A 21377-nucleotide genomic window follows, 5' to 3' on the forward strand; every position below is an offset into this window, starting at 1 on the left:
GAAGGAAGCAGATGAGCGACACCCAGGACAACGCGCCCGTCAGCGCTCAGGGCGTGGACGCCAAGGAGGCGGCCGGCTGCCCGGTCGCGCACGACTCCGTGACCGCGCACGGCAGCGAGAGCGAGAACCCCGCGATCGACTCGCCGACCCCGAAGACCGGCGGTCGTCCGCGCACCAACCGGGACTGGTGGCCCAACCAGCTCGACCTGTCGGTGCTGCACGCCCACTCCGACAAGGGCAACCCGCTGGGTGCGGACTTCAGCTACGCCAAGGAGTTCGCCAAGCTCGACGTCGAGGCGCTCAAGCGCGACATCACCCAGGTGCTGACCACCTCGCAGGACTGGTGGCCGGCCGACTTCGGGCACTACGGCGGCCTGATGATCCGGATGAGCTGGCACGCGGCGGGCACCTACCGCATCGAGGACGGTCGCGGTGGCGCCGGTGACGGCGGGCAGCGCTTCGCCCCGCTCAACAGCTGGCCGGACAACGCCAACCTGGACAAGGCCCGCCGGCTGCTCTGGCCGGTCAAGCAGAAGTACGGCCAGAAGATCTCCTGGGCCGACCTGCTGGTGCTCGCCGGCAACGTGGCCCTGGAGTCGATGGGCTTCAAGACCTTCGGGTTCGGCTTCGGCCGGGAGGACGTCTGGGAGCCCGAGGAGATCTTCTGGGGCCCGGAGGACACCTGGCTCGGCGACGAGCGCTACGCCTCCGAGAAGGAGATGGCGGCCGGTGTCGGCGCGACCGAGATGGGCCTGATCTACGTCAACCCGGAGGGTCCGCGCGGCAACGCCGACCCGCTGGCGGCGGCGCACTTCATCCGGGAGACCTTCCGCCGGATGGCGATGAACGACGAGGAGACCGTCGCGCTGATCGCCGGCGGCCACACGTTCGGCAAGACCCACGGCGCGGGCGTCGCCGACGACCACGTGGGTCCGGAGCCCGAGGGCGCGCCGCTGGAGGCGCAGGGCCTGGGCTGGCTGAGCACCCACGGCAGCGGCAAGGGCGGCGACACGATCACCAGCGGTCTCGAGGTGACGTGGACCGACCGGCCAACGCAGTGGAGCAACCGCTTCTTCGAGATCCTCTTCGGCTACGAGTGGGAGCTGACCACCAGCCCGGGCGGGGCGAAGCAGTGGGTCGCCAAGGACGCCGAGGCGATCATCCCGGACGCCCACGACCCGTCGAAGAAGCACAGGCCGACGATGCTCACGACCGACCTGTCGCTGCGTGTCGACCCGGCGTACGAGAAGATCTCGCGGCGCTTCCTGGAGAACCCGGACGAGTTCGCGCTGGCCTTCGCCAAGGCCTGGTACAAGCTGTTGCACCGCGACATGGGCCCGGTCAGCCGCTTCCTCGGGCCGTGGGTCCCGGAGGCCCAGCTCTGGCAGGACCCGGTGCCGGCCGCCGAGGACCAGCTGGTGGGTGACGCCGACGTCGCCGCGCTCAAGGCGAAGGTGCTCGACTCCGGACTCACCACCGCCCAGCTGGTCTCCACCGCCTGGGCGTCGGCCGCGAGCTACCGCTCCACCGACAAGCGCGGTGGCGCCAACGGCGCCCGGATCCGGCTGGAGCCGCAGCGCAACTGGGAGGTCAACCAGCCGGAGCAGCTCGCCTCGGTGCTGGCGACCCTGGAGGGCGTCCAGCGGGAGTTCAACGCCGCCGGCGGCGCCCAGATCTCGCTCGCCGACCTGATCGTGCTCGCCGGCTCGGCCGCGGTCGAAAAGGCGGCGCGGGACGCCGGCGTCGAGGTGACCGTGCCGTTCCGGCCGGGCCGCACCGACGCCACCCAGGAGCAGACCGACGTCGAGTCGTTCCGGGTCATGGAGCCGCGCGCCGACGGGTTCCGCAACTACCTGCGGCCGGGGGAGAAGACCCAGCCGGAGGTGCTGCTCGTCGACCGTGCCTACATGCTCGACCTGACCGCGCCGGAGATGACCGTCCTCGTCGGCGGTCTGCGGGCGCTCGGGAACAACGTCGGCGGCACGTCGCACGGCGTGCTCACCGACCGGCCGGGCGTGCTCACCAACGACTTCTTCGCCAACCTGCTCTCGCCGGGCACCCGGTGGAAGGCGTCGGAGTCCGACGAGCACGTGTACGAGATCCGGGACCTGGCCACCGACCAGGTGAAGTGGACCGCCACCGCGGTCGACCTCGTCTTCGGATCCAACTCCCAGCTGCGCGCCCTCGCCGAGGTCTACGCCAGCGAGGACGCGCGGGAGAAGTTCGTGACCGACTTCGTCGCCGCCTGGACCAAGGTCATGGAGCTGGACCGCTTCGACCTGGCCTGATCCGCAGTCAGTCCGGCGAGCCCCGGTCGATCCGTCCCCGGATCGACCGGGGCTCGCCCGTGCCCGGGGTCGTGGTCGGGCGCGGTCAGCCGCGCCAGTGTTCGCACCCGGCCACGACGAGGCGGAGTTGCCGGGTCGCGCGGTCGCGCAGGTCCGCCATGGCCCGCGGGTCGTCCACCACGTCGAGCAGGGCGGCGGCGGTCTGCCACATGTGGTCGACGAAGAGCGTGGTGGCCATCCGGACGTCCTCGGCCGGCCAGTCGCGCAGGTAGGCGGCGGCGTCCAGGTCGCCGGAGACGAGGTCGGCGGCGAGTTCGTCGGCGCCGCGCCGAAGCTGCTCCTCGATGGCGCGGCGCACCACGGCGACGCCGCCGTACCGCTCCCGGGCGATGAACCGGTGCCGCTCCGGGTGGCGCCGGACCTCCTCGAACAGGACGGCCATCGACTGCTCGATCAGCTCATCGCTGCCGGTCAGTCCGATGCGGACCATCCGCTCGGCGTCGCGCGTGCCGCCCAGGGACTGCTCCACCAGGGCGACCCCGAGCTGCCCGATGTCGGCGAAGTGGCGGTAGAACGCGGCCGGCACGATGCCCGCCGCCCGGGTCACCTCGCGCAGGCTGAGGCTGCTCAGGCCCTGGTCGGCGAGGAGGTGCACGGCGGCGTCCAGGAGCGCCTGCCGGGTGAGTTCCTTGCGCGCGGATCGGCTATGGGACACGTCACTCAGTAAACACCTGTGCACCGACGTTTTCGTTCCCCTAGCCTGGGCACCGAGTGAACAAGTGTTCACCAATCCGATGTGGAGGTCGATCCGATGCTCGCCCTGATGGCCGCGCTCTGGCTGGCCGCCCTGACGCTCGGCACCGCCGCCTTCTCCGACCGGCCGCTGCTCTGCCTGGTCGCGGCCGCGCTGGTGGCGGGCGGTGTCGGGGTCCTGACCCGCGGCAGCGGCCTGCTGGCCCGCCGCCGCGCCCGCGAGGGCTGATCGGGCCGCACCGGGCGAACCCCGCTCCTCCGCGAAGGGAGACACCCATGTCCGTCGCCAGCCGGGAACGGCCGATCCACACCGCGCCCCGCCGCTCCGCCGGGAACACGCCGCGTCTCGACGGCCGTGCCTCGGCCGCCCTCATGCTGGGCGGCGCCGGCCTGTTCGTGTTCAACGTGCTCTTCGGCCCGATCGCCATCGTGCTGGGCCTGCGGGCGGCGCGGAATCCCGCCGGCGGACGCTTCGGCCGGATCGGTGGGCGCCTCGGCGTCACCCTGGGCGTGCTCGACCTGCTGGTCTGGATCGTCCTGCTGCTCGTCCGGCTCGGTGGTGACGGGCTGAGCTGGCAGTTCGGGGGCTGACCCTCAGCTGTGCAGCGTCCGGCTCGGCGGGATGCCGAAGACGGACCGGTAGTGGGCGGTGAACCGGCTGTGGCTGAGGAAGCCCCACCGGGTGGCGATCCGATTCACCGTGTCGTGCTGCGGGTCGCCGAGCCGCAGGTCATGATGGGCACGTTCCAGCCGGATCTGCCGCAGGTGGGCCATCGGGGTGCTGTCCAGGTGCCGCCGGAAGGCCAGTTGCAGCGATCGGACGGACACCGCCGCGGCCGCCGCCACGTCGGCGGGACCGATGTCCCGGTGGGCGTGTTCCTCCATGAAGGAGATCGCGCGGCGCAGGACCGGCGCGACGGCGTCGCGCCGGTCCGGGCCGGTCGGCTCGGTCAGCGCGGTGTTGGGAAAGACGGCGAGGGCGGCGGCGGCGAGGGTCCGTGCCGCCGCCCCGAGGACCAGCGGCTGGCGACTGGCCTCGGGATTGCTCAACACCGCGAGACGAACGTAGTGGGCGGTGGCCCGCCAGTGGTCGGCGAGGACGGCCGAGCCCGGCTCCAGCCCGGTGAACCGGACCGGCGACGGCCGCCGTCCCGGGGCGGGGGACGCGATCTGGTCGAACAGTTGCCGGTCGAGCTGGCACAGCACCACCTCGCCGGGCTGCCACCGGACCCGGTACGGGCGACCGGGCCGGGCGTTCAGGAACACGTCACCGGGCCGGTAACGGCTCTCCTCCCCGTCGCAGCTACGGGTGACCGTGCTCGTCGTGCTCTCGCAGACGACCAGGGACTCGATCTCCGCGACCTCCACCCGGAGGTCGGTGGACTGCACGACCCGGTCGACGCGGATCGGCCCGGCGTGCAGCCGGCGGTGGCTCAGCCGGTAGCGGCGCTCGTCGCTGTCGATGCGCATGCCCCGGGTGCCGTACGCCTCGGTGAGATAGCGGTGGATGTGCTCCGGGTCCCGGCTGTCGAAGTGGTGGCTGACGGTCGATTCGAGCCTCACAGCGTCCCCTTGGCGAACTCGATGCCGTAAGTGGGAGTCCTTCACCCGCGATGGAGGGAATGCGGGATTGCGACCGAACTGCGCCGCCGCCGAATGTCCTTTGTGAGTCCTGGATGGTACTGCGCTTCGCGTTCTCCCGATGCCATTTCCCCAACGGGAATTGCGCCTAACGCAGATCCCATTGATAGGACTTTCGTTCAGCGACCAGGTGTCGTCACGTCCTTTCGCTGTCGGACGTAGTCCCGGCCCGCGTGATCGGGAAGGGTCGGTGCCTGGGGCGTACCGGGTGCGGTCGACAGGGGGCGCGGGTGGACGGGTCCGAGGCACGAAGAGTGGCGTGGGTGGTGGCCGCGGAGTCAATGCGGCGTCTCGACGGCGCCGCCGGCGGTGGCGGTCGGTTCGACGGCCACGAGACGGCCCTCGGGGTGGCGCTGCGGGAGACGCTGCACGAGGCCCTGCGCGGGACTGCCGCCGCGGACGGCCGACCGCTGGCCGAACTGTGCCGGCGACTGGGGTGGACACCGGAGGAGTTCGACGCGCTCGGGCACCACCTGCTGACCGCGGTGCTCGCGCAGCGGCTGGGACCGGACGTGCTGGTCCGTGTCGGCGCGATGCTCACCCGGGCCCGTCCCCGGCTGTCGCACACCCCTCCCGCCGGTCCGCACACGCCGCACCGGGAACCGCGCAGTCGCAACGACGCGTCCCGCCGCTATGTGGTCGCCGCGCCGCCCGCGCACCTGCCGCTGCCGCCGGACTGGCGGTGCACCGGGTGCGCGGCGGAGTGGCCCTGTCCGACCAAGCAGAGCCAGTTGCTGGTCGAGTTCGGCGGGACCACCGCGGGTCTGGCCGTCTACCTCGGCACGTGTCTGGTCGCCGCCGCCGAGGACCTGCCCACCATGCCGGTCGCCGAGGCCCGGGCGCGCTTCCTGGGCTGGCTGCCCCGGAGCCGCTACTGACCACCGGCCGCCGTGGTTGCCCGGCGACCGTCGACCCGTGCGGCCGGACGACGCTCAGAGCAGCTCGGCGTCGTGCACGAGCAGGGCGATCTGCACCCGGTTGTTCAGGCCCAGCTTGGCCAGCAGCCGCGACACGTGCCCCTTCACCGTCGGCACGCCCATGCCCAGCCCGGCGGCGATCTCGGCGTTCGACCCGCCCTGACCGACGAGCACCGCCACGTCCCGTTCCCGGTCGGTGAGGGCGGCCAGCCGCTCCCGCGCGCGTGCCCGGCGGGTTCCCGCGACCGGGTCCGCGACGTGGTCGATCAGCCGACGGACGACCGCGGGCGACAGGATCGCCGCACCCGCGGCGACGGTACGGACGGCGGCGAGGATCTCCCGCGGCGGGGTGTCCTTGAGCAGGAAGCCGCACGCGCCGCCGCGGAGCGCGTCGAGCACGTACTCGTCGGCGTTGAACGTGGTCAGCACGATGATCTCCGGTGCGCCCGGCCGGGAGCGGATCCGGCGGGTGGCGACCAGCCCGTCGACGCGGGGCATCCGGACGTCCATGAGGATCACGTCCGGCCAGTGCGCGTGGACCATCGACACGGCCTGCGCGCCATCGGCCGCTTCCGCGACCACCTCGATGTCGGGCGACCCGCCGACCAGGATGCGCAACCCGGCCCGGACCAGCGGGTCGTCGTCGACCACGGCCAGCCGGATCGGCCGCCGGCCGCGATCCGGCCCGGCGGCGGGCGGTCCCTTCACGTCGGCCACGGCAGCCACGCCTCCAGCCGGTACTGCCCGCCCTCCGCGCCGTGGCTCACCCGCCCGCCGGCCAGCGCCACCCGCTCGCCGATGCCGACCAGTCCCATCCCACCCGGCCGGCCGGCGCGTCCGCCCGTCGGCGACGACGGATTGACCACCACGACGCGCAGTCCGTCGCCCGGTCGGCCGGCCAGCCGGACCGCCGCGCTGGCGTCGCTGCCGTGCCGGCGGGCGTTGGTCAGCGCCTCCTGCGTGATCCGGTAGACCGTCCGTCCCAGCGCCGTCGGCGGCTCGTCACCCGTCACCTCGTCGGCGTAGTCGACCCGCATCCCCGCCGCGCGGGCGCCGGCCACCAGGTCCGGCACGTCGGCGAAGCCGGGCTGCGGCGGCTCCGGCCGGTCCGCGACGCCGACCACGGCCCGCAGTTCCTCGAGGGCCTCGTGGGCGCTGGACCGGATCGCGCCGGCCGCGATCGCGATCTCCTCGGGCCGGGCGTCGGTGCGTACCTCCAGCGCGCCCGCGTGCAGGCTGATCAACGACATCCGGTGCGCCAGCACGTCGTGCATCTCCCGGGCGATCCGGGCCCGTTCGGTCAGCCGCGCCTGGTCGACGCGCAGGTGCTGCTCGGCCTGCAACCGCGCGGCGTGCGCGCGCAGCGACTCGGTCAGCCGCCGGTAGGCCTGCACGAACTGGCCCCAGCCGATCGCCGCGACGCCGGTCACCGCGCGCATCACCACGTCCACCCAGACCGGGTACGGCGGGTCGTGCTGGAGCAGGAAGTAGACCACACCGGTGCCGACGTGCGCCGCGCCCAGGGTGAACAGCAGCCGGGCCCGGTGGCGGACCGCCGCGGTGAACAGCGCGACCAGGATCGGCCCGGTCGCGGTCACCGAGATCGCGCCGAACGGCAGCAGCGCGAGCAGCACGGGCACCGGCCGGCGTCGCCGGAGCAGCAGCGGGACGGCGCAGAGCACGCCGATCAGCACGTCGACCGGCCACGGGATCGCCGCGCCGGGCGCGGTCGCGTCACCGATCCGCAGCATGGTCAGGCCGTAACCCAGCGCCACGGTGACCGCCACGGTGTCGGCGAGGCGGTGCCGCGCGGTCACCCGGTCGCCGGTCGGGTCCGGCACGAGCAGGGCGAACAGCGCGGCGGCCATGCCGGCAGCCTAGGCGGTACGGGTGGCGACGCCAGCTACCAAAGTAGGGGTGCGGGTCGGTCCTCCGGCTCGTGCCCGGGCACCCGTGCGACGGCGATCCTCGGTCGGGTCGACCGGACGAGGGGGAGGCCCACGTGGACCTGCACGAGACGACCACCGGTGCGCTGCGGCGTGCAGCCGGCAGCCGGGGACGCCGGCTCCTTCTGCTGGTGACGGTCGGAACCGGGATCCTCGCCACCGCCGCGCTTCTGGCCGGGCTCCCGCCCGCCGAGCGCACCGCCGCGACGTTCGCCGAGACGGTGCACGCGTTCGTCTCCGTCCCGCTGCCGTTCGTCGGTGTCCTGCTCGCCCACGACCTCCGCCGGGCGCCCGGCGCCCCGGTGCTGCCCACGCTCGCCGCGGCGACGCTGATCGCGGTGGCCGCGGGGCTGGCCGGCGACGCGCTCTTCGTCGCCGCACTGGCCACGTCCGGGTCCACCGCGTCCGACCCGTGGGCGCACGTCGGCGGGCTCGCCGTGGCGGGCGTGCTGGTGCAGGTGCTCGCGCAGCTCGTCGGCACCGGGCTGGGACTGCTGATCGCCCGGCCGGGGTGGGCCTGCCCGGCCACGATCGTGCTGCCGCTCGGGGCGTACGCGTTGCTCACGCCGCTGGGCACGGCCCGCGACCGGCTCACGCCGTACGGGGCTCTGCAGGGGCTGCTCGGCGCGGCGCCGGGTGGCCCGCGATGGGCGTGGTGGGTGACCGCGGCGCTGCTGTGGGGCGTGTCCCTCAACGCGGTCGGCGCCGTCGCCCTGCGACGTCGCGCCACCCGGGCTGGGGGACCGCAACGGATGCGGGCAATCGGATCGACCGCTGACCCTGGAAGTTCTTGCTCGACCTGACCGGTCTTCCCAGGAAGAGTGTCCGGTCGTCCCGCGCCGTGGGAGCGCTGCCCGCGTCGTCGGCGTCCGTCGAGAAGGGATCTCCGCTGGTCGAGGGGGATGTTGCGGCATAGGTGTTGCCAGCCGGTTTCGAAAACTTTGCCGCAAGGTATTGCAAAGACTTTCATGGATCCCGCATGGTGTTCGCTACCCGGACGGCCGTCCACCTCCGCGCACCCCCGTCGAGCACGGAAGAGGTCCCCCTGCCATGGAATCCGCCAGGCCACACCCCCGTGGCCGTGCCGGCCGCCTGATGCTCGCCGCCGCGCTGGTCGCGGCCGGCGGCTCGGCGGTCGTCACGGCTGCCACCACCGCCGCCCCCGCCCGCGCCGCCACCGTCCTCAACGACAGTGAGGTGACCGCCAACCTCTGGGAATGGAACTGGGCCTCGGTCTCCGCCGCCTGCACCGACCACCTCGGCCCCGCCGGTTACGGCGCGGTCCAGGTGGCGCCGCCGCAGGAGTCGGTCAGCCTGCCGAGCAGCCCCGACGGCGTGCACCCCTGGTTCGAGGTCTACCAGCCGGTGTCGTACAGGTTGGACAGCCGGTTCGGCAACCGACAGCAGTTCGCCGCCATGGTCAGCGCCTGCCACGCCGCCGGCGTGCGGGTCTACGTCGACGCCGTGGTCAACCACATGGCCGGCACCAACAACCCGGCCGGCACGCGCGGGTACGCCGGGACCGAGTTCTCCGGCTACAGCTACCCGGCCGTGCCCTACGGCAGCGGCGACTTCCACCGCCCCGGGGACAACTGCCCGACCGGCGGGGGCATCAGCGACTGGAACAACGAGGCCCAGGTGACCAGCTGCGAGCTGCTGTCCCTGTCCGACCTCTACACCGAGAAGGAAGCGGTCCGGAACACGATCGCCGGCTACCTGAACGACCTGATCGGGCTCGGCGTCGACGGCTTCCGGGTCGACGCGGTCAAACACGTCCGCAAGGATGACTTCGCCGCGATCCTCGGCAAGCTGAACAACACCGTCGCCGAGGGCAGACGCCCGTACGTGGCCCAGGAGATCTTCGACGGCGCCAGCAACCCGGCCCTGCAGGCCCGGGCGTTCACCGGCAACGGCGACGTGCTGGACTTCGCGTACGCCAAGGGCATCCGCTCGGCCTTCCAGGGCTCCATCGCCGCGCTGGCCAACGTGGCCAACTGGAACCTCGACGCGCCGAGCGCCAACGTCTTCGCCATGGTCACCAACCACGACCTGGAGCGCGACGGGGTGGTGCTGTCCTACAAGAACGGCACCGACTACGTGCTCGCCACCTACTTCGGGCTGGCCCACCCGCACGGCAGGCCCTCGGTCTACGACAGCTTCACCTGGACCGACCGCAACCAGTCACCGCCGCACGACGGCACCGGCCGGGTCACCGACACGGTCTGCGGCGCCGCCTGGACCTGCCTGAGCCGCACCACCGGCATCAAGGGCATGGTCGGCTGGGCGAACGCCGCCCGCCCGGTGAAGACCGTCTCCGACTTCACCACGGTGACCAGCAACGTGATCGGCTTCCACCGGGGTGACCGGGCCTGGATCGGCATCAACGACTCCGGTTCCGCCACCACCGCCACCTTCACCACCGGCCTGGCCGACGGCCGGTACTGCGACGTCATCTCGGGCGTCGCCACCGCCACCGGCTGCACCGGAGGCACGGTGACCGTCTCCGGCGGCCGGGCCACCGTGACCGTCCCGGCCAACGACGCCGTCGCGATCCACGTGGGGGCCCGGCCGGGCACGAACCCGTCGCCGACCGCGTCCCCGACCGCCTCGCCGACCGGCAACCCCACCGACCGGGTCGCCACCACGTTCACGGTCGCCGCGACCCCGGCGGCCGGCCAGGACGTGTACGTCGTGGGCAACGTCCCCGAGCTGGGCTCGTGGTCGCCGGCGAACGCCGTGAAGCTGGCCGCGCAGGGCGGCGGCAGCTACCGCGCCAGCGTCGACCTGCCCCGGTCGGCCACCGTGGAGTACAAGTTCGTCAAGGTGACCACCGGTGGGGCGGTCACCTGGGAGTCCGGCTCCAACCGGACCCTCACCACCCCGGCCGCCGGCACCTACGCGGTGACCGAGACGTTCCGGGGTGACACCGTCACCTCGACGGTGGCCGCCACGTTCGCCGTCACCGCCACCACCGCGTACGGCCAGAACGTCTTCGTCGTCGGCAACGTCCCGGCGCTGGGCGGGTGGAACCCGGCCGCGGCGGTCCCGCTCTCCCCGGCCGCCTACCCGGTGTGGCGGGCGACGGTCGAGCTGCCGCCGAACACGGCGGTCGAGTACAAGTACGTGAAGCGGAACCCGGACGGTTCGGTGACCTGGGAGTCCGGCGCGAACCGGACCTTCACCACACCGGGCGGCGGCACGCGCACCGCCACCGACACCTGGCGCTGAGCGCCGACGGCGGCCCGTCCCCGACTCCCGGGGACGGGCCGCGTCCGGCGGTCACGCCGGCACGAACGACCAGACCTGGGCCGGGTTGCCGAACCCGGTGCAGTGGTAGATCTGGACGGTCGCGCCGTCGGCGGAGGAGCCGCCGCGCACGTCCAGGCACCGGCCGCCGATCTGCGACCTGACCTGGTGCACCCCGCTGAACGAGTTCGGGTTGACCGTCCACTTCATGCTGGTCGTCCCGGTGCAGGCCCACTGCTGCAACGGCGTGCCGTCGGCGTTCACGCCGTTGCGGACGTCGAGGCACATGCCGCTGGACTGGTTGACGAACGTGTAGGTGCTCTGACCCACCGGGGACCAGCGCTGCACGGCCTGCCCGTCGCAGGTCCGCTGCACGACGAGCCCGCCCAGCGACGACGGGGCGCCGTACCGGTCCACCTCCAGGCACTTCCCGCTGCCGTAGTTGACGATCTGGTAGTGGCCGCCCGCCGCCTGCGCCGGCTGCCCGAGCGCCGCGGCGCCCAGCCCGGCGGCCAGCAGGCTCGCCGCCACCGCCCCGCCGACTCTGTTTCTGATCATCGTTGCGTCTCCCATCGGATCGGACCTCGCCTTCCCTCGCCGGGACCGGCGCACCCCGGGACGGTCCCCGTCGGTGCTCGTCCCCGGCTGGTGCAGACGCTAGGGAGCGCGGGACGCGCCCGGATCCGGGAACCTCCTAGTCGACGCGGGTCCCGGCACGGGGATGTCGGGTTCGCGTCGGCCCCGCCGGTCCGGAACGGATCAGCGTTAGCGTGCCTCCATGGGTGGTGCGACGGTTCCGACCCTCGCCGACGGCACGGCCCGGGACGGGCGGGAGGGCCTTCTCGGGCGGACCGACGAGTGCCGCCGCCTGGCCGCGTTGCTGGCCGACGCGAGCGACGGTCGTGGGGGAGCGCTGGTCGTCCGGGGCGCGGCGGGCGTCGGCAAGACGGCCCTGCTGGACCACTGCGCCGAGCGGGCCGACGGGATGCGGGTGCTGCGCGCCACCGGGGTGCCGTTCGAGGCCGACCTGCCGTTCTCCGCGCTGCACGAACTCGCCCGCCCGCTGCTCGACCGGCTGGACGGCCTGCCGGCCCAGCAGGCCGACGCGCTGCGTACCGTGTTCGCCGTCGACGGCGGGTCCCGCGCGGTCAACCGGCTGGCCGCGTACGTGGCGACGCTGACCCTGCTCACCGCGGCCGCCGAGGCGACGCCCGTGCTCTGCCTGGTCGACGACGCGCACTGGATCGACCCGGCCTCGGCCGAGGCGCTGCTGTTCACCGCGCGGCGGCTGCTCGCGGACCGCGTCGCGATCGTCTTCGCCACCCGCGACGTGCCCGGGTTCGACGGGCGCGGCGTGCCGGAGCTGCCGCTGACCGGCCTGGCGCCGGAGGCCGCCGTGCGGCTCGCCATGCGCGCGGGGCTGGACCGGCGGGTCGCCACCGAACTCGCGGTCGCCACCGCCGGCAACCCGCTCGCCCTGGTCGAGCTGCCGGTGACGCTGGCCGAGGAACGCCGGCACGGCTGGCTGCCGCTGGAGCAACCGCTGGTGCTGGCCGACCGGATCCGGACGAGCGTCCTGGCGCACGCCCGCGACCTGCCCGAGGCGACGTGGCGGGCCCTGGTCGTCTGCGCCGTGGCCGAGACCCCCGGGCTGGCGCTGCTGGACCAGGTGCTGACGGTGGACGGGCTGGGCCTGGACGCGCTCGACCGCGCCGTGGACGCCGGTCTGATCCGGGTCACGACCCGGGAGGTGACGTTCCGCCACCCCCTGATGCGGGCGGCGGTGCACTCGGCGGCCGGACCCGGGCGACGCCGGTCGGCGCACCTGGCGATCGCCTCGGTGCTGACCGGCCCGGAGACGGCCGACCGCCGGGCCTGGCACCTCGCCGCCGCGACGACCGGCCCGGACGAGCGGGTCGCCGCGCTGCTGGCCGGGTCGGCCGAGCGGGCACAGCGTCGCGGTGGTGTGGTGGCCGAGGCGCGGGCGTACGAGCGCTCGGCCCGCCTCACCCCGGACCCGGACGTCCGGGCGGGGCGCCTGATCGGGGCCGCCCGGGCCTGGACGAACGCGGGCGCGAGCCGGCACGCCGTGGCGCTCGGGGAGGAGGCGCTCGGACTCACCCGGCGGGTCGACCTGCGGTGCCGGATGACGCCGTTGCTCGCCCATCTCGCCCAGCAGCACGGCGACCTGACCGTGGTGGACGACGCGTACCTGGCCGAGGCGGAGGAGTGCGCGCGCACCGACCCGCTCGGCGCGGCCAAGATGATGAGCGCCGGGGTCAACCAGTTCTGGGCGCGACTCGACGTCACCGGCATGCTGCCGTTCTGCGAGCGCATCGTGGAACTGGCCGGAACCGCGCCGGGCACGCCCTGGCCGAAGGGGGCGATCCGGCTGGCCGCCGCGCAGGTGCTGGCCGGCCGGCCGGAGGGGGCCGGGTCGGCCCGCGACTGCGTCGCGGCCTGCGCGGGCCACGCCGACTGCTCGGCCGCGGAACTCGCGCAGGTGTTCTGCTGGCTCGGTGACCTGGACGCCGCGCGGGCGCTGCTGGAGCCGGAGATCGACCGGGCGCGCGCGGCCGACGACGTGTTCCTGCTGGCCTACGCCCTGCCGCGGCTCGCCGAACTCCGCTGGCGCGCCGGCGCGTTGCACGACGCGTACCGGGCCGCGACCGAGGCGGTCGGCATCGCCGAGCAGGTGGCCCTGCCGCTGCTGCGGGCGGAGGCGCTGGCCACCCTCGCCCTGGTGGAGGCGCTGCTCGGGGACGAGTCGGAGGCGCGGACGCACATCGACGACGCGCGGCGGTTGCTGCCGGCGGAGTTCGGGGAGGTCGAGGCCCGGCTCCGGTACGCCGCCGCGATGATGTCGGTCGTCGCGGCGCGGTGGGAGGAGGCCGTGACCGACCTGGAGTGGATCCGGTCCGCCCAGGCGCGGGGCGGGATCACCGCGCCGGGCTGGCTGCCGGTCGCCGGCGAGCTGGCCGAGGCGTACGCCTGGTTGTCCCGCCCGGAACGGCTTCGGGACCTGCCGGACGGCGGCCCGGCCGCCACGGCCCGGGTCGCCGGCCTGCTCGCCGCCGAGCCGGACCTGGACGTCGTCTTCCCGGCGGTGCTGGCGCGGTGCGACCCGACGGTCGTCCCGCTGGAGCGGGCCCGCACGCTGCTCTGCTACGGCCAGCGGCTGCGCCGGGCGAAGCGGCGACGGGACGCCCGGGTCCAGCTGCACGCCGCGCTGCGGCTGTTCGAGGCGGCCGGCGCGCAGGGGTGGGCCCGGCGGTGCCGCGTGGAGATCGACGCGACCGGCCGGGGCGCGCCGGCCCGCGACGACCGGACCGTCGACCGGTTGACCAGCCAGGAGCGGCAGATCGCCCTGCACGTCGCGGAGGGGCTGACCAACCGGGAGATCGCGACCCGGATCTTCCTGTCTCCCAAGACCGTCGAGTACCACCTCGGCAACGTCTACCGGAAGCTGCGGCTGCGCTCGCGTCCGGAGCTGATCCGCCACCTGTCCCGCCGGTCGACGTCCGAACCGGACTGACGACGGACCGTCGCCACCAGCGCGGCGGTCAGGCAGGCCGCCGCGGCGGCGAGCAGCGGGGGACGACCGCCGACGTGGACGGCCGCCGAGCCGAGCGGGATGGCCAGCGTGATCGGTCCGAACATCGCCGTGTTCGCGGTGCCGGACACCCGCCCGAGCACCGCCGCCGGAGTGTGCGTCTGCACGGCGGTGACGGCGGCGACCAGCGTCCAGGGCAGACCCACGCCGATCGCCACCGAGGCGGCGACCGTGGCCGGCCACCAGGGCAGGCACCGACCCAGGCAGCCGGCGGCGAAGAGGGCGGTGCCGGCGATCCCCACCCCGACCTCGCCCCAACGGCAGACGAGCCGGCCGACGGCCAGCCCGGCGAGCACGGAACCGGCGCCCTGGGCGCCGGCCAGCACGCCGAGGAACGTCGACGGCAGGGCCAGCTCGGTCACGACCACGGCGTAGAGCGGCGCGGTGGTGAAGCCGGACATCGCGATCGACACCGCGGCGAGCGCGACCGGTACGCGTACCGCCCGCCGCCGGAGAAGAACGGCGAGCCCGGCCCGCAGGCCGGGCCGGGGCTCGCCCGTCCGTGCGGGCGCCGGCGTCCGGCGCAACCGCAGGGCCGCGTAGAGCGCGGCGACGAGCACCGGCGTCGCGGCGCTGAACACGGCGACCGGGTGCCCGCCCCGCCAGGCGTACAGCCCGGCCCCCAGCAGCGGCGCGATCAGCTTCGTGCCCTCCTGGGCGCTGGAGCGCCAGCCGTTGACGTCGGCCAGGCGCGCGGGGTCCAGCGCCGCCGGCAGCAGCGCGGTCTCACCGGCGTCGATCAGCACGTACCCGACGCCGTACGCGAGCGAGACGACGAAGATCAGCCAGGCCTGGTCCGGGCTTCGGACGGTGAGCAGGCTGAGCAGGACGGCGGCCAGCGCGAGGTTCACCCCGATGACCAGCGGTCGCCGGGGCGCCCGGTCGAGCAGCCCGCCGAGCCACGGCCCGGCCAGCACCGGGGCGTAGACGCAGAGCCCGGCGAGCGCGGCCAGGCCGGTGGAGCCGGTCAGGTCGAGGATCCAGATGCCGGCGACCAGGGCCATGGCGCTGCTGCCGAGGCCGGACAGCAGGGAGATGGCCACGAACAGGACGGCGTTGCGACGCACGAGCCCTCCAGGGTTGAGCGGAGAAGGCTCATATCGTCCGGCGTTGAGTCATCCACTGGCAATGCTGTGGAGCAACGTCAACGATGCGTTGACAGCGCCGCCGCGAGGCGGCGGGTCGCCTCACGGGCGGGGCCGGCAGTCGCGGCCCGACGTCGGTCAGGTCGCCGACGAGGTACGCGGCGAGCGCGTACAGCGAACCCGGGGCGGCGGCGTCGAGGGCCGTGACGGTGGTGCGCCGGACCAGCGGCGCTCGGCGGAAACGGCCGTCCCACCCCCGGTCCGCCTCGATCCACCGGTGCAGGTCGGACACGGCGGCCCGCACCGCCGCGACGTCGGGGGCGCAGGCCCGGTCCCGCCGCGCCTGCCGCGACCGGCGCGCCGCCACGAGACGCTGCCGGCGCTGCTCGGCGGCCTGCCGGCTGCTCAGGCCCAACGCGCCGGCGATCTCGGCCCAGGTGGCCCCGTCGTGCCGGGCCCGGTCGATCAACTCCAGCTCCCGCTCGTCGAGCCGGGCCCGGGCCGCGGCGACCTCGGACAGGCGGGTCAGCTCCGGAGTCACCTGTCAACAGTACATTGACAGGTGACCGCCGCCGCTACTCCTCCGGTACGCCCGGGCCGACCTCGCCGTGGGCCAGGTGTGCGGCGTTGCGGTCGGCGTCGTGGGTGGCGTTCGCCTCCCCCTCGGCCGGGTCGGTGGTGCGCCGTCCCTCGGCGTCCTGGAACACCCGCCCGGTCTCCAGCGGGTCCTCCTGCTGCCGTCCGAACTGCTCGGGTTCCGTCATGACCGCCCAGTGCCCCCGGTGCGCCGGCACAAACCGGCCCGGGCCGGCCGGGGTTCATCGCTCGGGGGCCATTGGTCCCGGGTCCCGGGGCGCTCGGCCCCTGACGGTCCGACGCCGCGAGGGCCAGGCTGGGAGGGCGCCGACGCGCGGGGCACGGAACGACGTGAGGGTGATGCGGGTGAGCAACGGCGGGCCGGGCACAGTGACGACCACCGCGACCTCCCCGATCCCGCCGCCGGCGGCCGGGCTCACCTCCACCCGGGCCGCGGCCCGGCTGCGCGCCGAGGGGCCGAACACGGTCGCCCCGCCGCGCCGTCGTGGACCGGCCGGCCGCGTGTTGCGCCAACTCACCGACCCGCTGGTGGCGCTCCTGCTGGCCGCCGCCGTGGTGACCACCCTGCTTCGCGACTACCCCGACACCGCGGTGATCGTGCTGGTCGTCCTGATCAACACCGCGATCGGCGTGGTTCAGGAGATCCGCGCCGACCGGGCGGTGGCGGCCCTGGACCGGCTCGCCGCGCCGACCGCGCGGGTGGTCCGCGACGGCCGTGACCTCGTGCTGCCCGCCGCGGCGCTGGTCCGCGACGATCTCGTCCGGCTGGAGGCCGGTGACGTCGTGCCCGCCGACCTGCGCCTCACCGACGCGGCCCGGCTCAGCCTGGACGAGTCGGCGCTGACCGGCGAGTCGGTGCCGGTCGGGCGGTCGGCCGGCGAGGAGGCGAGCGCGGGCACCGTGGTGACCACCGGCCGGGCCACCGGCACCGTGCTGCGGACGGGCGCGTCCAGCGCGCTGGGCCGGATCAGCGCACTGGTCGCCGCCACCCGGCCGGCGCCCACCCCGCTGCAACGCCGGCTGGCCTCGCTCGGACGGGTCCTCGGCCTGACCGCGGTGGTCCTCTCCGCGTTGGTCTTCGCCCTCGGCGTGCTCGACGGGCGGCCGGTCGCGCAGATGGCGGTCACCGCGGTGAGTCTCGTGGTGGCGGCCGTCCCGGAGTCGCTGCCCGCCGTGGTCACGCTCGCGCTCGCCCTGGGCGCCCGCCGGATGGCCGGCAGCCGGGCCATCCCGCGACGCCTGCACGCGGTGGAGACGCTCGGCTCGGTCACCGTGATCGCCTCGGACAAGACCGGCACGCTCACCGAGGGCCGGATGGCGGTGCAGCAGGCGGTCACCGCCGGTCGTGCCCGGTACGCCGTCACCGGCACCGGCTACGCCCCCCACGGCGAGGTGCGCCACCGGGACGAGCCGGTGGACGCGCCGGACGAGCTGCGCCGGCTGGCCCGCGCGGGGCTGCTCTGCAACGACGCCACGCTGACGCCACCGACCGACGACCGGCCGGAGTGGTCCGCGATCGGCGACCCGCTGGAGGCGGCGCTGGTCGCGTTCGCGGCCCGGTGCGGGGTCGACCCGGAGACCACCCGCGACGCGTGGCCCCGGGTGGCGGAGCACCCCTTCGACCAGGAGCTGCGCCGGATGACCACGGTGCACCGCCGCGGCGACGGGCGGTACCTGGTGGTGTGCAAGGGTGCGCCCGAGAACGTGCTGACCACGCCGTTGACCGACGCCGACGCCGAGGAGCTGGCCGAGCTGACGGAGTCCGCGCGCCGGCTCGCCGCCGAGGGGCTGCGGGTGCTGGCGGTGGCCTCCGCCGTGGTCGACACCCCTCCCGACCCGGCCCGCCCGACCGGCCTGCGACCGCTGGGCCTGGTCGGGGTGGGTGACCCACTGCGTGTCCAGGCGCCGGGCATCGCCGCGGGCTTCGAGGAGGCCGGGATCCGGCTGGTGCTGATCACCGGAGACCACCCGGCGACCGCCGCGGCGATCGGCGGCCGGCTCGGGCTCTGGACCGACGGCGACCCGCTGGCCAACGGCGACGACGGCGACCCGGGCCGGGCCCATCCCGACACCCGGGTGTACGCGCGGACCCAGCCGGAGCAGAAGCTCGACATCATCGCCGGTCTGCAGTCGCGCGGACACGTCGTGGCGATGACCGGTGACGGCGTCAACGACGCCCCGGCGCTGCGGCGCGCGGACATCGGCGTGGCGATGGGGGGCGGCACCGAGGTGGCCCGACAGGCCGCCGACCTGGTGCTGGTCGACGACGACCTGACCACGGTGGCGACGGCGATCGGCGAGGGCCGCCGGATCTACGACAACATCCGTCGGTTCCTGCGCTACGCCCTCGCCGGCGGAGTGGCCGAGATCGCGGTGATGCTTCTCGGCCCGCTTCTGGGACTGCCCGTGCCGTTGCTGCCGGCGCAGATTCTCTGGATCAACCTGCTCACCCACGGTGTGCCCGGGGTGGCGCTGGGTGCCGAGCCGGCGGAGCCGGGCACGTTGCGACGCCACCCGCGCTCGCCCCAGGAGTCGGTGCTCGGCGGCGGGCTGGGCCGTGACGTGCTCGTCACCGGCGCGCTGATCGCCGCGGCGGCGCTCGGCGCCGGGGTGGCGGCCGCGTACGCGGACCGGCCGTGGCAGTCGGTGGTCTTCGTGGTGCTCGGCCTGTCCCAGCTCGGCGTGGCGCTGGCCGTCCGCGCGACCCGCTCGCCGGGTTCGTCGGACCGCAACCGCGCGCTGCCGCTCGCGGTCGCCGTCTCCGCCGCGCTCCAGGTGGCCGGCGTGCTGCTGCCGCCGCTGCGCGATCTGCTCGGCACCGCGCCGCTGGCCCTCCCCGACCTGCTCGGCTGCGCCGCGGTGGGTGTCCTGCCCGGGCTGCTGCTGCGGCTGACCCGCCGGTCCGGTTGACGATCGTGAAGGAGGTTGTCATGACGATCCATTCCGCGGACCCCGTCGTGGTCGGGGTGGACGGCTCCGCCACCGCCCTGGACGCGGTGCGGGTGGCCGCCCGCGAGGCGGCCTTCCGGCACCGGCCGCTGCGGGTGGTGCACGCGTTCATCTGGCCGCTGACCCGGGCGCCGCTCACCCCGGCGCCCGGTGCGCCCGCCGGAGCCGGGCTGCGCAACCAGGCCGAGCGGTGCGTCGCCGAGGCGGTCGCCGAGGCCGGCAAGGTCGCGCCGGACGTGCCGGTCACCGGCGTGGTGGTCGACGGCGCGCCGGCGGCGGTGCTGGTGGCGGAGTCACGGCGCGCGACGCTGATGGTGCTCGGCCATCGTGGCCTGGGCGGTTTCGCCGGCCTGCTGATCGGGTCGGTCACCCTCCAGGTGTCCGCCCGCGCCCACTGTCCGGTGCTGGTGACGCGCGGCGAGGCGCGGGCGGACGGCCCGGTCGTGGTGGGCGTGGACGGTTCGGCGCACTCCGGCGTCGCGGTGGGGTTCGCGTACGAGGAGGCCGCCCGCCGGGGCGCGCCGCTGGTCGTGGTGCACGCCTGGCTGTACCCGACCCCGATCGGGCCGGGCGACATCGTGCCCCTGGTCTACGACCCCGAGGCGCTGGCCGAGGAGTCGCGGCGGATCCTCGCCGAGGCCGTCGCCGGCTGGTCGGAGCGTTACCCGGACGTCGAGGTGCGGCAGCGGTCGGTGCGCGGCGCCCCGGCGCGGGTGCTGGTGGAGCAGTCGGCCTCGGCGCAGCTGGTGGTGGTCGGCGCGCACGGTCGGGGCGCGTTGGCCGGGCTGCTGCTCGGTTCGGTCAGCCACGCGGTGCTGCACCACGCGCACGCCCCGTTGGTGATCGCGCGGCACGCCGGGTAGCCGCCTCGACGGGGGATCTCAGCGCCGCATCGCCACGGGAAGCTGCGCCTGCTCGCGGTGGTCGCCGGCCAGGCGATCCGAGGTACGCGGTCAGCCCCGGCCGGCGTCGTCCGGCCCGCCCAGCCAGGCGCGTACGCCGGCGAGCGTGGCCGGCCCGTAGTCCTCGTCCACGCTGCGGGCCAGGTCGGCCACGGACACCGCGCGCAGCGCGTCGCGCCAGGCGGCGTCGGCGTCGGCCATGGCCCGGGCGATGGCGCACGGCCGGGTGCAGGCCTCGGGTGGGCTCGCCAGCGGCCCGCGCTGGCGGATCTCGGTGCAGACGAACGCGGGCTGGGCGCCGTCGACGGCGGTCACCACGTCGAGCACGGTGATCTGCTCCGCCGCCCGGGTGAGCACGTATCCGCCGGCCTTGCCCTGCACGGAGGTCACCAGGCCGGCGCGGGAGAGCGCCTGCAACTGCTTGGCCAGGTAGCTGCCGGAGACGTCGTGCAGCTCCGCCAGCCGCGCGGCCGGCACCGGCTGCGCGGCCGTGGTCAGCACCACGCAGCAGTGCAGGGCCCACTCGACCCCACCGGACAGCTTCACCCGCCCACCCCCTTGACTCGGACAAACTCTATCCGACTAATATCCCGGATATAACGTGTCCGAGTTTGAGGCCTCCTCGAACGGGAATCCGTCGTGCTTGAGCCACGTCGGGAAAGGCGGGAACCATGAAGATCGTCGTCATCGGTGGCACCGGTCTGATCGGGTCGCAGGTGGTCCGCGAACTGTCCGAGGCCGGGCACGACGCCGTGCCCGCGGCGCTCTCGACCGGCGTCGACCTGATCAGCGGCAAGGGGCTGGACGAGGTGCTGTCCGGGGCGGAGGTCGTGGTCAACGTGGCGAACTCGCCGACCTTCGACGAGGCGTCGCTGGAGTTCTTCCGCACCTCGATGGGCAACCTGCTCGCCGCCGGGCAGCGCGCCGGCGTCGGTCACCAGGTGGTGCTGTCGATCGTCGGCGTCGACCAGGTGCCGCAGCTGGACTACTACCGGGCGAAGACGCTGCAGGAGGAACTGCTCCGGGACAGCGGAACCCCCTGGTCGGTCGTGCGCGCCACCCAGTTCTTCGAGTTCGTCGACGCGATCCTGTCCTGGACCTCCGACGACAGCACGGTGCGGCTGCCGGCCACCCCGGTGCAGCCGATGGCCGCCGCCGACGTGGTCGCCGCGGTCGTCGACGTCGCCACCGGCGCGCCGCTCAACGCCATCCGCAACGTCGGCGGCCCGGACGCCTTCACCCTCGACGAGCTGGGCCGGGTCACCCTGGCCGCGCGGCACGACGACCGGAACGTGGTGGTCGACGACTCGGCCGGCATGTTCGCCGCCGTCGACGGCGACGTCCTCGTCCCGGGCCCGGACGCCCGACTCGCGCCCACCCACTACGCGGACTGGCTGCGCTCGTCCCGCTGACCGCCGAGCCGGGCACGGGGCCGCTCCA

19 protein-coding genes are annotated in these 21377 nt (G+C 74.6%); 10 read left to right on the forward strand and 9 right to left on the reverse strand.

Going from position 1 to position 21377, the window contains the following annotated elements; translation table 11 throughout:
• The first annotated feature begins 11 nt into the window (after positions 1–11).
• A complete protein-coding gene (gene katG / locus CO540_RS00665) occupies positions 12–2288 on the forward strand; it encodes a catalase/peroxidase HPI (protein WP_099160404.1) in 2277 nt (758 codons plus the stop codon).
• A gap of 85 nt (positions 2289–2373) precedes the next feature.
• Here the strand turns inward: katG and CO540_RS00670 are convergent, their stop codons facing one another.
• Positions 2374–3003, reverse strand: a complete 630-nt coding sequence (locus tag CO540_RS00670) for a TetR family transcriptional regulator (RefSeq protein WP_099160406.1) — start codon at positions 3001–3003, stop codon at positions 2374–2376.
• Between the two features lie 81 nt (positions 3004–3084).
• On the opposite strand from CO540_RS00670, the gene CO540_RS00675 reads away from it, so the two are divergent.
• Positions 3085–3270: a hypothetical protein gene (locus tag CO540_RS00675; protein WP_098746479.1), complete on the forward strand. Its 186-nt coding sequence runs from the start codon at positions 3085–3087 to the stop codon at positions 3268–3270.
• A 47-nt stretch (positions 3271–3317) separates the two neighbouring features.
• Complete coding sequence (locus CO540_RS00680; protein WP_099160408.1) at positions 3318–3632, forward strand: hypothetical protein; 315 nt, start codon at positions 3318–3320, stop codon at positions 3630–3632.
• A gap of 3 nt (positions 3633–3635) precedes the next feature.
• Here the strand turns inward: CO540_RS00680 and CO540_RS00685 are convergent, their stop codons facing one another.
• A complete protein-coding gene (locus tag CO540_RS00685; protein WP_099160410.1) occupies positions 3636–4604 on the reverse strand; it encodes an AraC family transcriptional regulator in 969 nt (322 codons plus the stop codon).
• Positions 4605–4948: 344 nt separating this feature from the next.
• Here CO540_RS00685 and CO540_RS30650 point away from each other — a divergent pair, with 344 nt between their 5' ends.
• Positions 4949–5560, forward strand: coding sequence for a hypothetical protein (locus CO540_RS30650; RefSeq protein WP_253866312.1), 612 nt, complete (start codon positions 4949–4951; stop codon positions 5558–5560).
• Between the two features lie 54 nt (positions 5561–5614).
• Here CO540_RS30650 and CO540_RS00695 read toward each other — a convergent pair whose 3' ends face one another.
• Together CO540_RS00695 and CO540_RS00700 are read right to left on the reverse strand one after the other, a co-directional pair.
• Entirely contained in the window at positions 5615–6325 is a 711-nt protein-coding gene (locus CO540_RS00695) for a response regulator transcription factor (RefSeq protein WP_172967767.1), read from the reverse strand.
• Positions 6304–7467: a sensor histidine kinase gene (locus CO540_RS00700; RefSeq protein ID WP_099160411.1), complete on the reverse strand. Its 1164-nt coding sequence runs from the start codon at positions 7465–7467 to the stop codon at positions 6304–6306. The genes CO540_RS00695 and CO540_RS00700 overlap by 22 nt, the downstream gene beginning before the upstream one ends.
• Before the next feature lie 134 nt (positions 7468–7601).
• Here CO540_RS00700 and CO540_RS00705 point away from each other — a divergent pair, with 134 nt between their 5' ends.
• Positions 7602–8348: a hypothetical protein gene (locus tag CO540_RS00705; protein ID WP_099160413.1), complete on the forward strand. Its 747-nt coding sequence runs from the start codon at positions 7602–7604 to the stop codon at positions 8346–8348.
• 247 nt (positions 8349–8595) lie between these two features.
• On the forward strand, positions 8596–10773 hold the full coding sequence (locus tag CO540_RS00710) for a carbohydrate-binding module family 20 domain-containing protein (RefSeq protein WP_099160415.1): 2178 nt from the start codon (positions 8596–8598) through the stop codon (positions 10771–10773).
• A 51-nt stretch (positions 10774–10824) separates the two neighbouring features.
• On the opposite strand, the gene CO540_RS00715 is transcribed toward CO540_RS00710, so the two are convergent.
• Positions 10825–11349 carry an RICIN domain-containing protein gene (locus tag CO540_RS00715; protein WP_099160417.1) on the reverse strand — a complete coding sequence of 175 codons (525 nt, stop codon included), beginning with the start codon at positions 11347–11349 and terminating at the stop codon, positions 10825–10827.
• Positions 11350–11569: 220 nt separating this feature from the next.
• Between CO540_RS00715 and CO540_RS31160 the strand changes: the two genes are divergently transcribed.
• The gene (locus CO540_RS31160; protein WP_099160419.1) at positions 11570–14326 is read left to right on the forward strand and encodes an AAA family ATPase; all 2757 of its coding nucleotides are present in this window, start codon (positions 11570–11572) and stop codon (positions 14324–14326) included.
• On the opposite strand, the gene CO540_RS00725 is transcribed toward CO540_RS31160, so the two are convergent.
• The 3 genes from CO540_RS00725 to CO540_RS00735 are packed head-to-tail and all read right to left on the reverse strand — an operon-like array spanning position 14248 to position 16253.
• Positions 14248–15471 carry an MFS transporter gene (locus CO540_RS00725; protein WP_099160420.1) on the reverse strand — a complete coding sequence of 408 codons (1224 nt, stop codon included), beginning with the start codon at positions 15469–15471 and terminating at the stop codon, positions 14248–14250. The two genes, CO540_RS31160 and CO540_RS00725, sit on opposite strands and share 79 nt — an antisense overlap.
• A gap of 28 nt (positions 15472–15499) precedes the next feature.
• On the reverse strand, positions 15500–16030 hold the full coding sequence (locus CO540_RS00730; protein WP_216642320.1) for a hypothetical protein: 531 nt from the start codon (positions 16028–16030) through the stop codon (positions 15500–15502).
• 34 nt (positions 16031–16064) lie between these two features.
• Positions 16065–16253: a ribonuclease gene (locus CO540_RS00735; RefSeq protein WP_099164517.1), complete on the reverse strand. Its 189-nt coding sequence runs from the start codon at positions 16251–16253 to the stop codon at positions 16065–16067.
• A 178-nt stretch (positions 16254–16431) separates the two neighbouring features.
• On the opposite strand from CO540_RS00735, the gene CO540_RS00740 reads away from it, so the two are divergent.
• Complete coding sequence (locus tag CO540_RS00740) at positions 16432–18996, forward strand: cation-transporting P-type ATPase (RefSeq protein ID WP_253866318.1); 2565 nt, start codon at positions 16432–16434, stop codon at positions 18994–18996.
• A 20-nt stretch (positions 18997–19016) separates the two neighbouring features.
• Positions 19017–19898 carry a universal stress protein gene (locus CO540_RS00745; RefSeq protein WP_099160424.1) on the forward strand — a complete coding sequence of 294 codons (882 nt, stop codon included), beginning with the start codon at positions 19017–19019 and terminating at the stop codon, positions 19896–19898.
• A 90-nt stretch (positions 19899–19988) separates the two neighbouring features.
• Here CO540_RS00745 and CO540_RS00750 read toward each other — a convergent pair whose 3' ends face one another.
• Positions 19989–20483 carry an Rrf2 family transcriptional regulator gene (locus CO540_RS00750; protein ID WP_099160426.1) on the reverse strand — a complete coding sequence of 165 codons (495 nt, stop codon included), beginning with the start codon at positions 20481–20483 and terminating at the stop codon, positions 19989–19991.
• A 125-nt stretch (positions 20484–20608) separates the two neighbouring features.
• On the opposite strand from CO540_RS00750, the gene CO540_RS00755 reads away from it, so the two are divergent.
• Positions 20609–21349, forward strand: coding sequence for an SDR family oxidoreductase (locus CO540_RS00755; protein ID WP_099160428.1), 741 nt, complete (start codon positions 20609–20611; stop codon positions 21347–21349).
• The last annotated feature ends 28 nt before the right edge of the window (positions 21350–21377 follow it).

Origin of the sequence: Micromonospora sp. WMMA2032 (genome assembly GCF_002688545.1) — a bacterium.
GTDB classification, from domain to species: domain Bacteria; phylum Actinomycetota; class Actinomycetes; order Mycobacteriales; family Micromonosporaceae; genus Micromonospora; species Micromonospora sediminicola.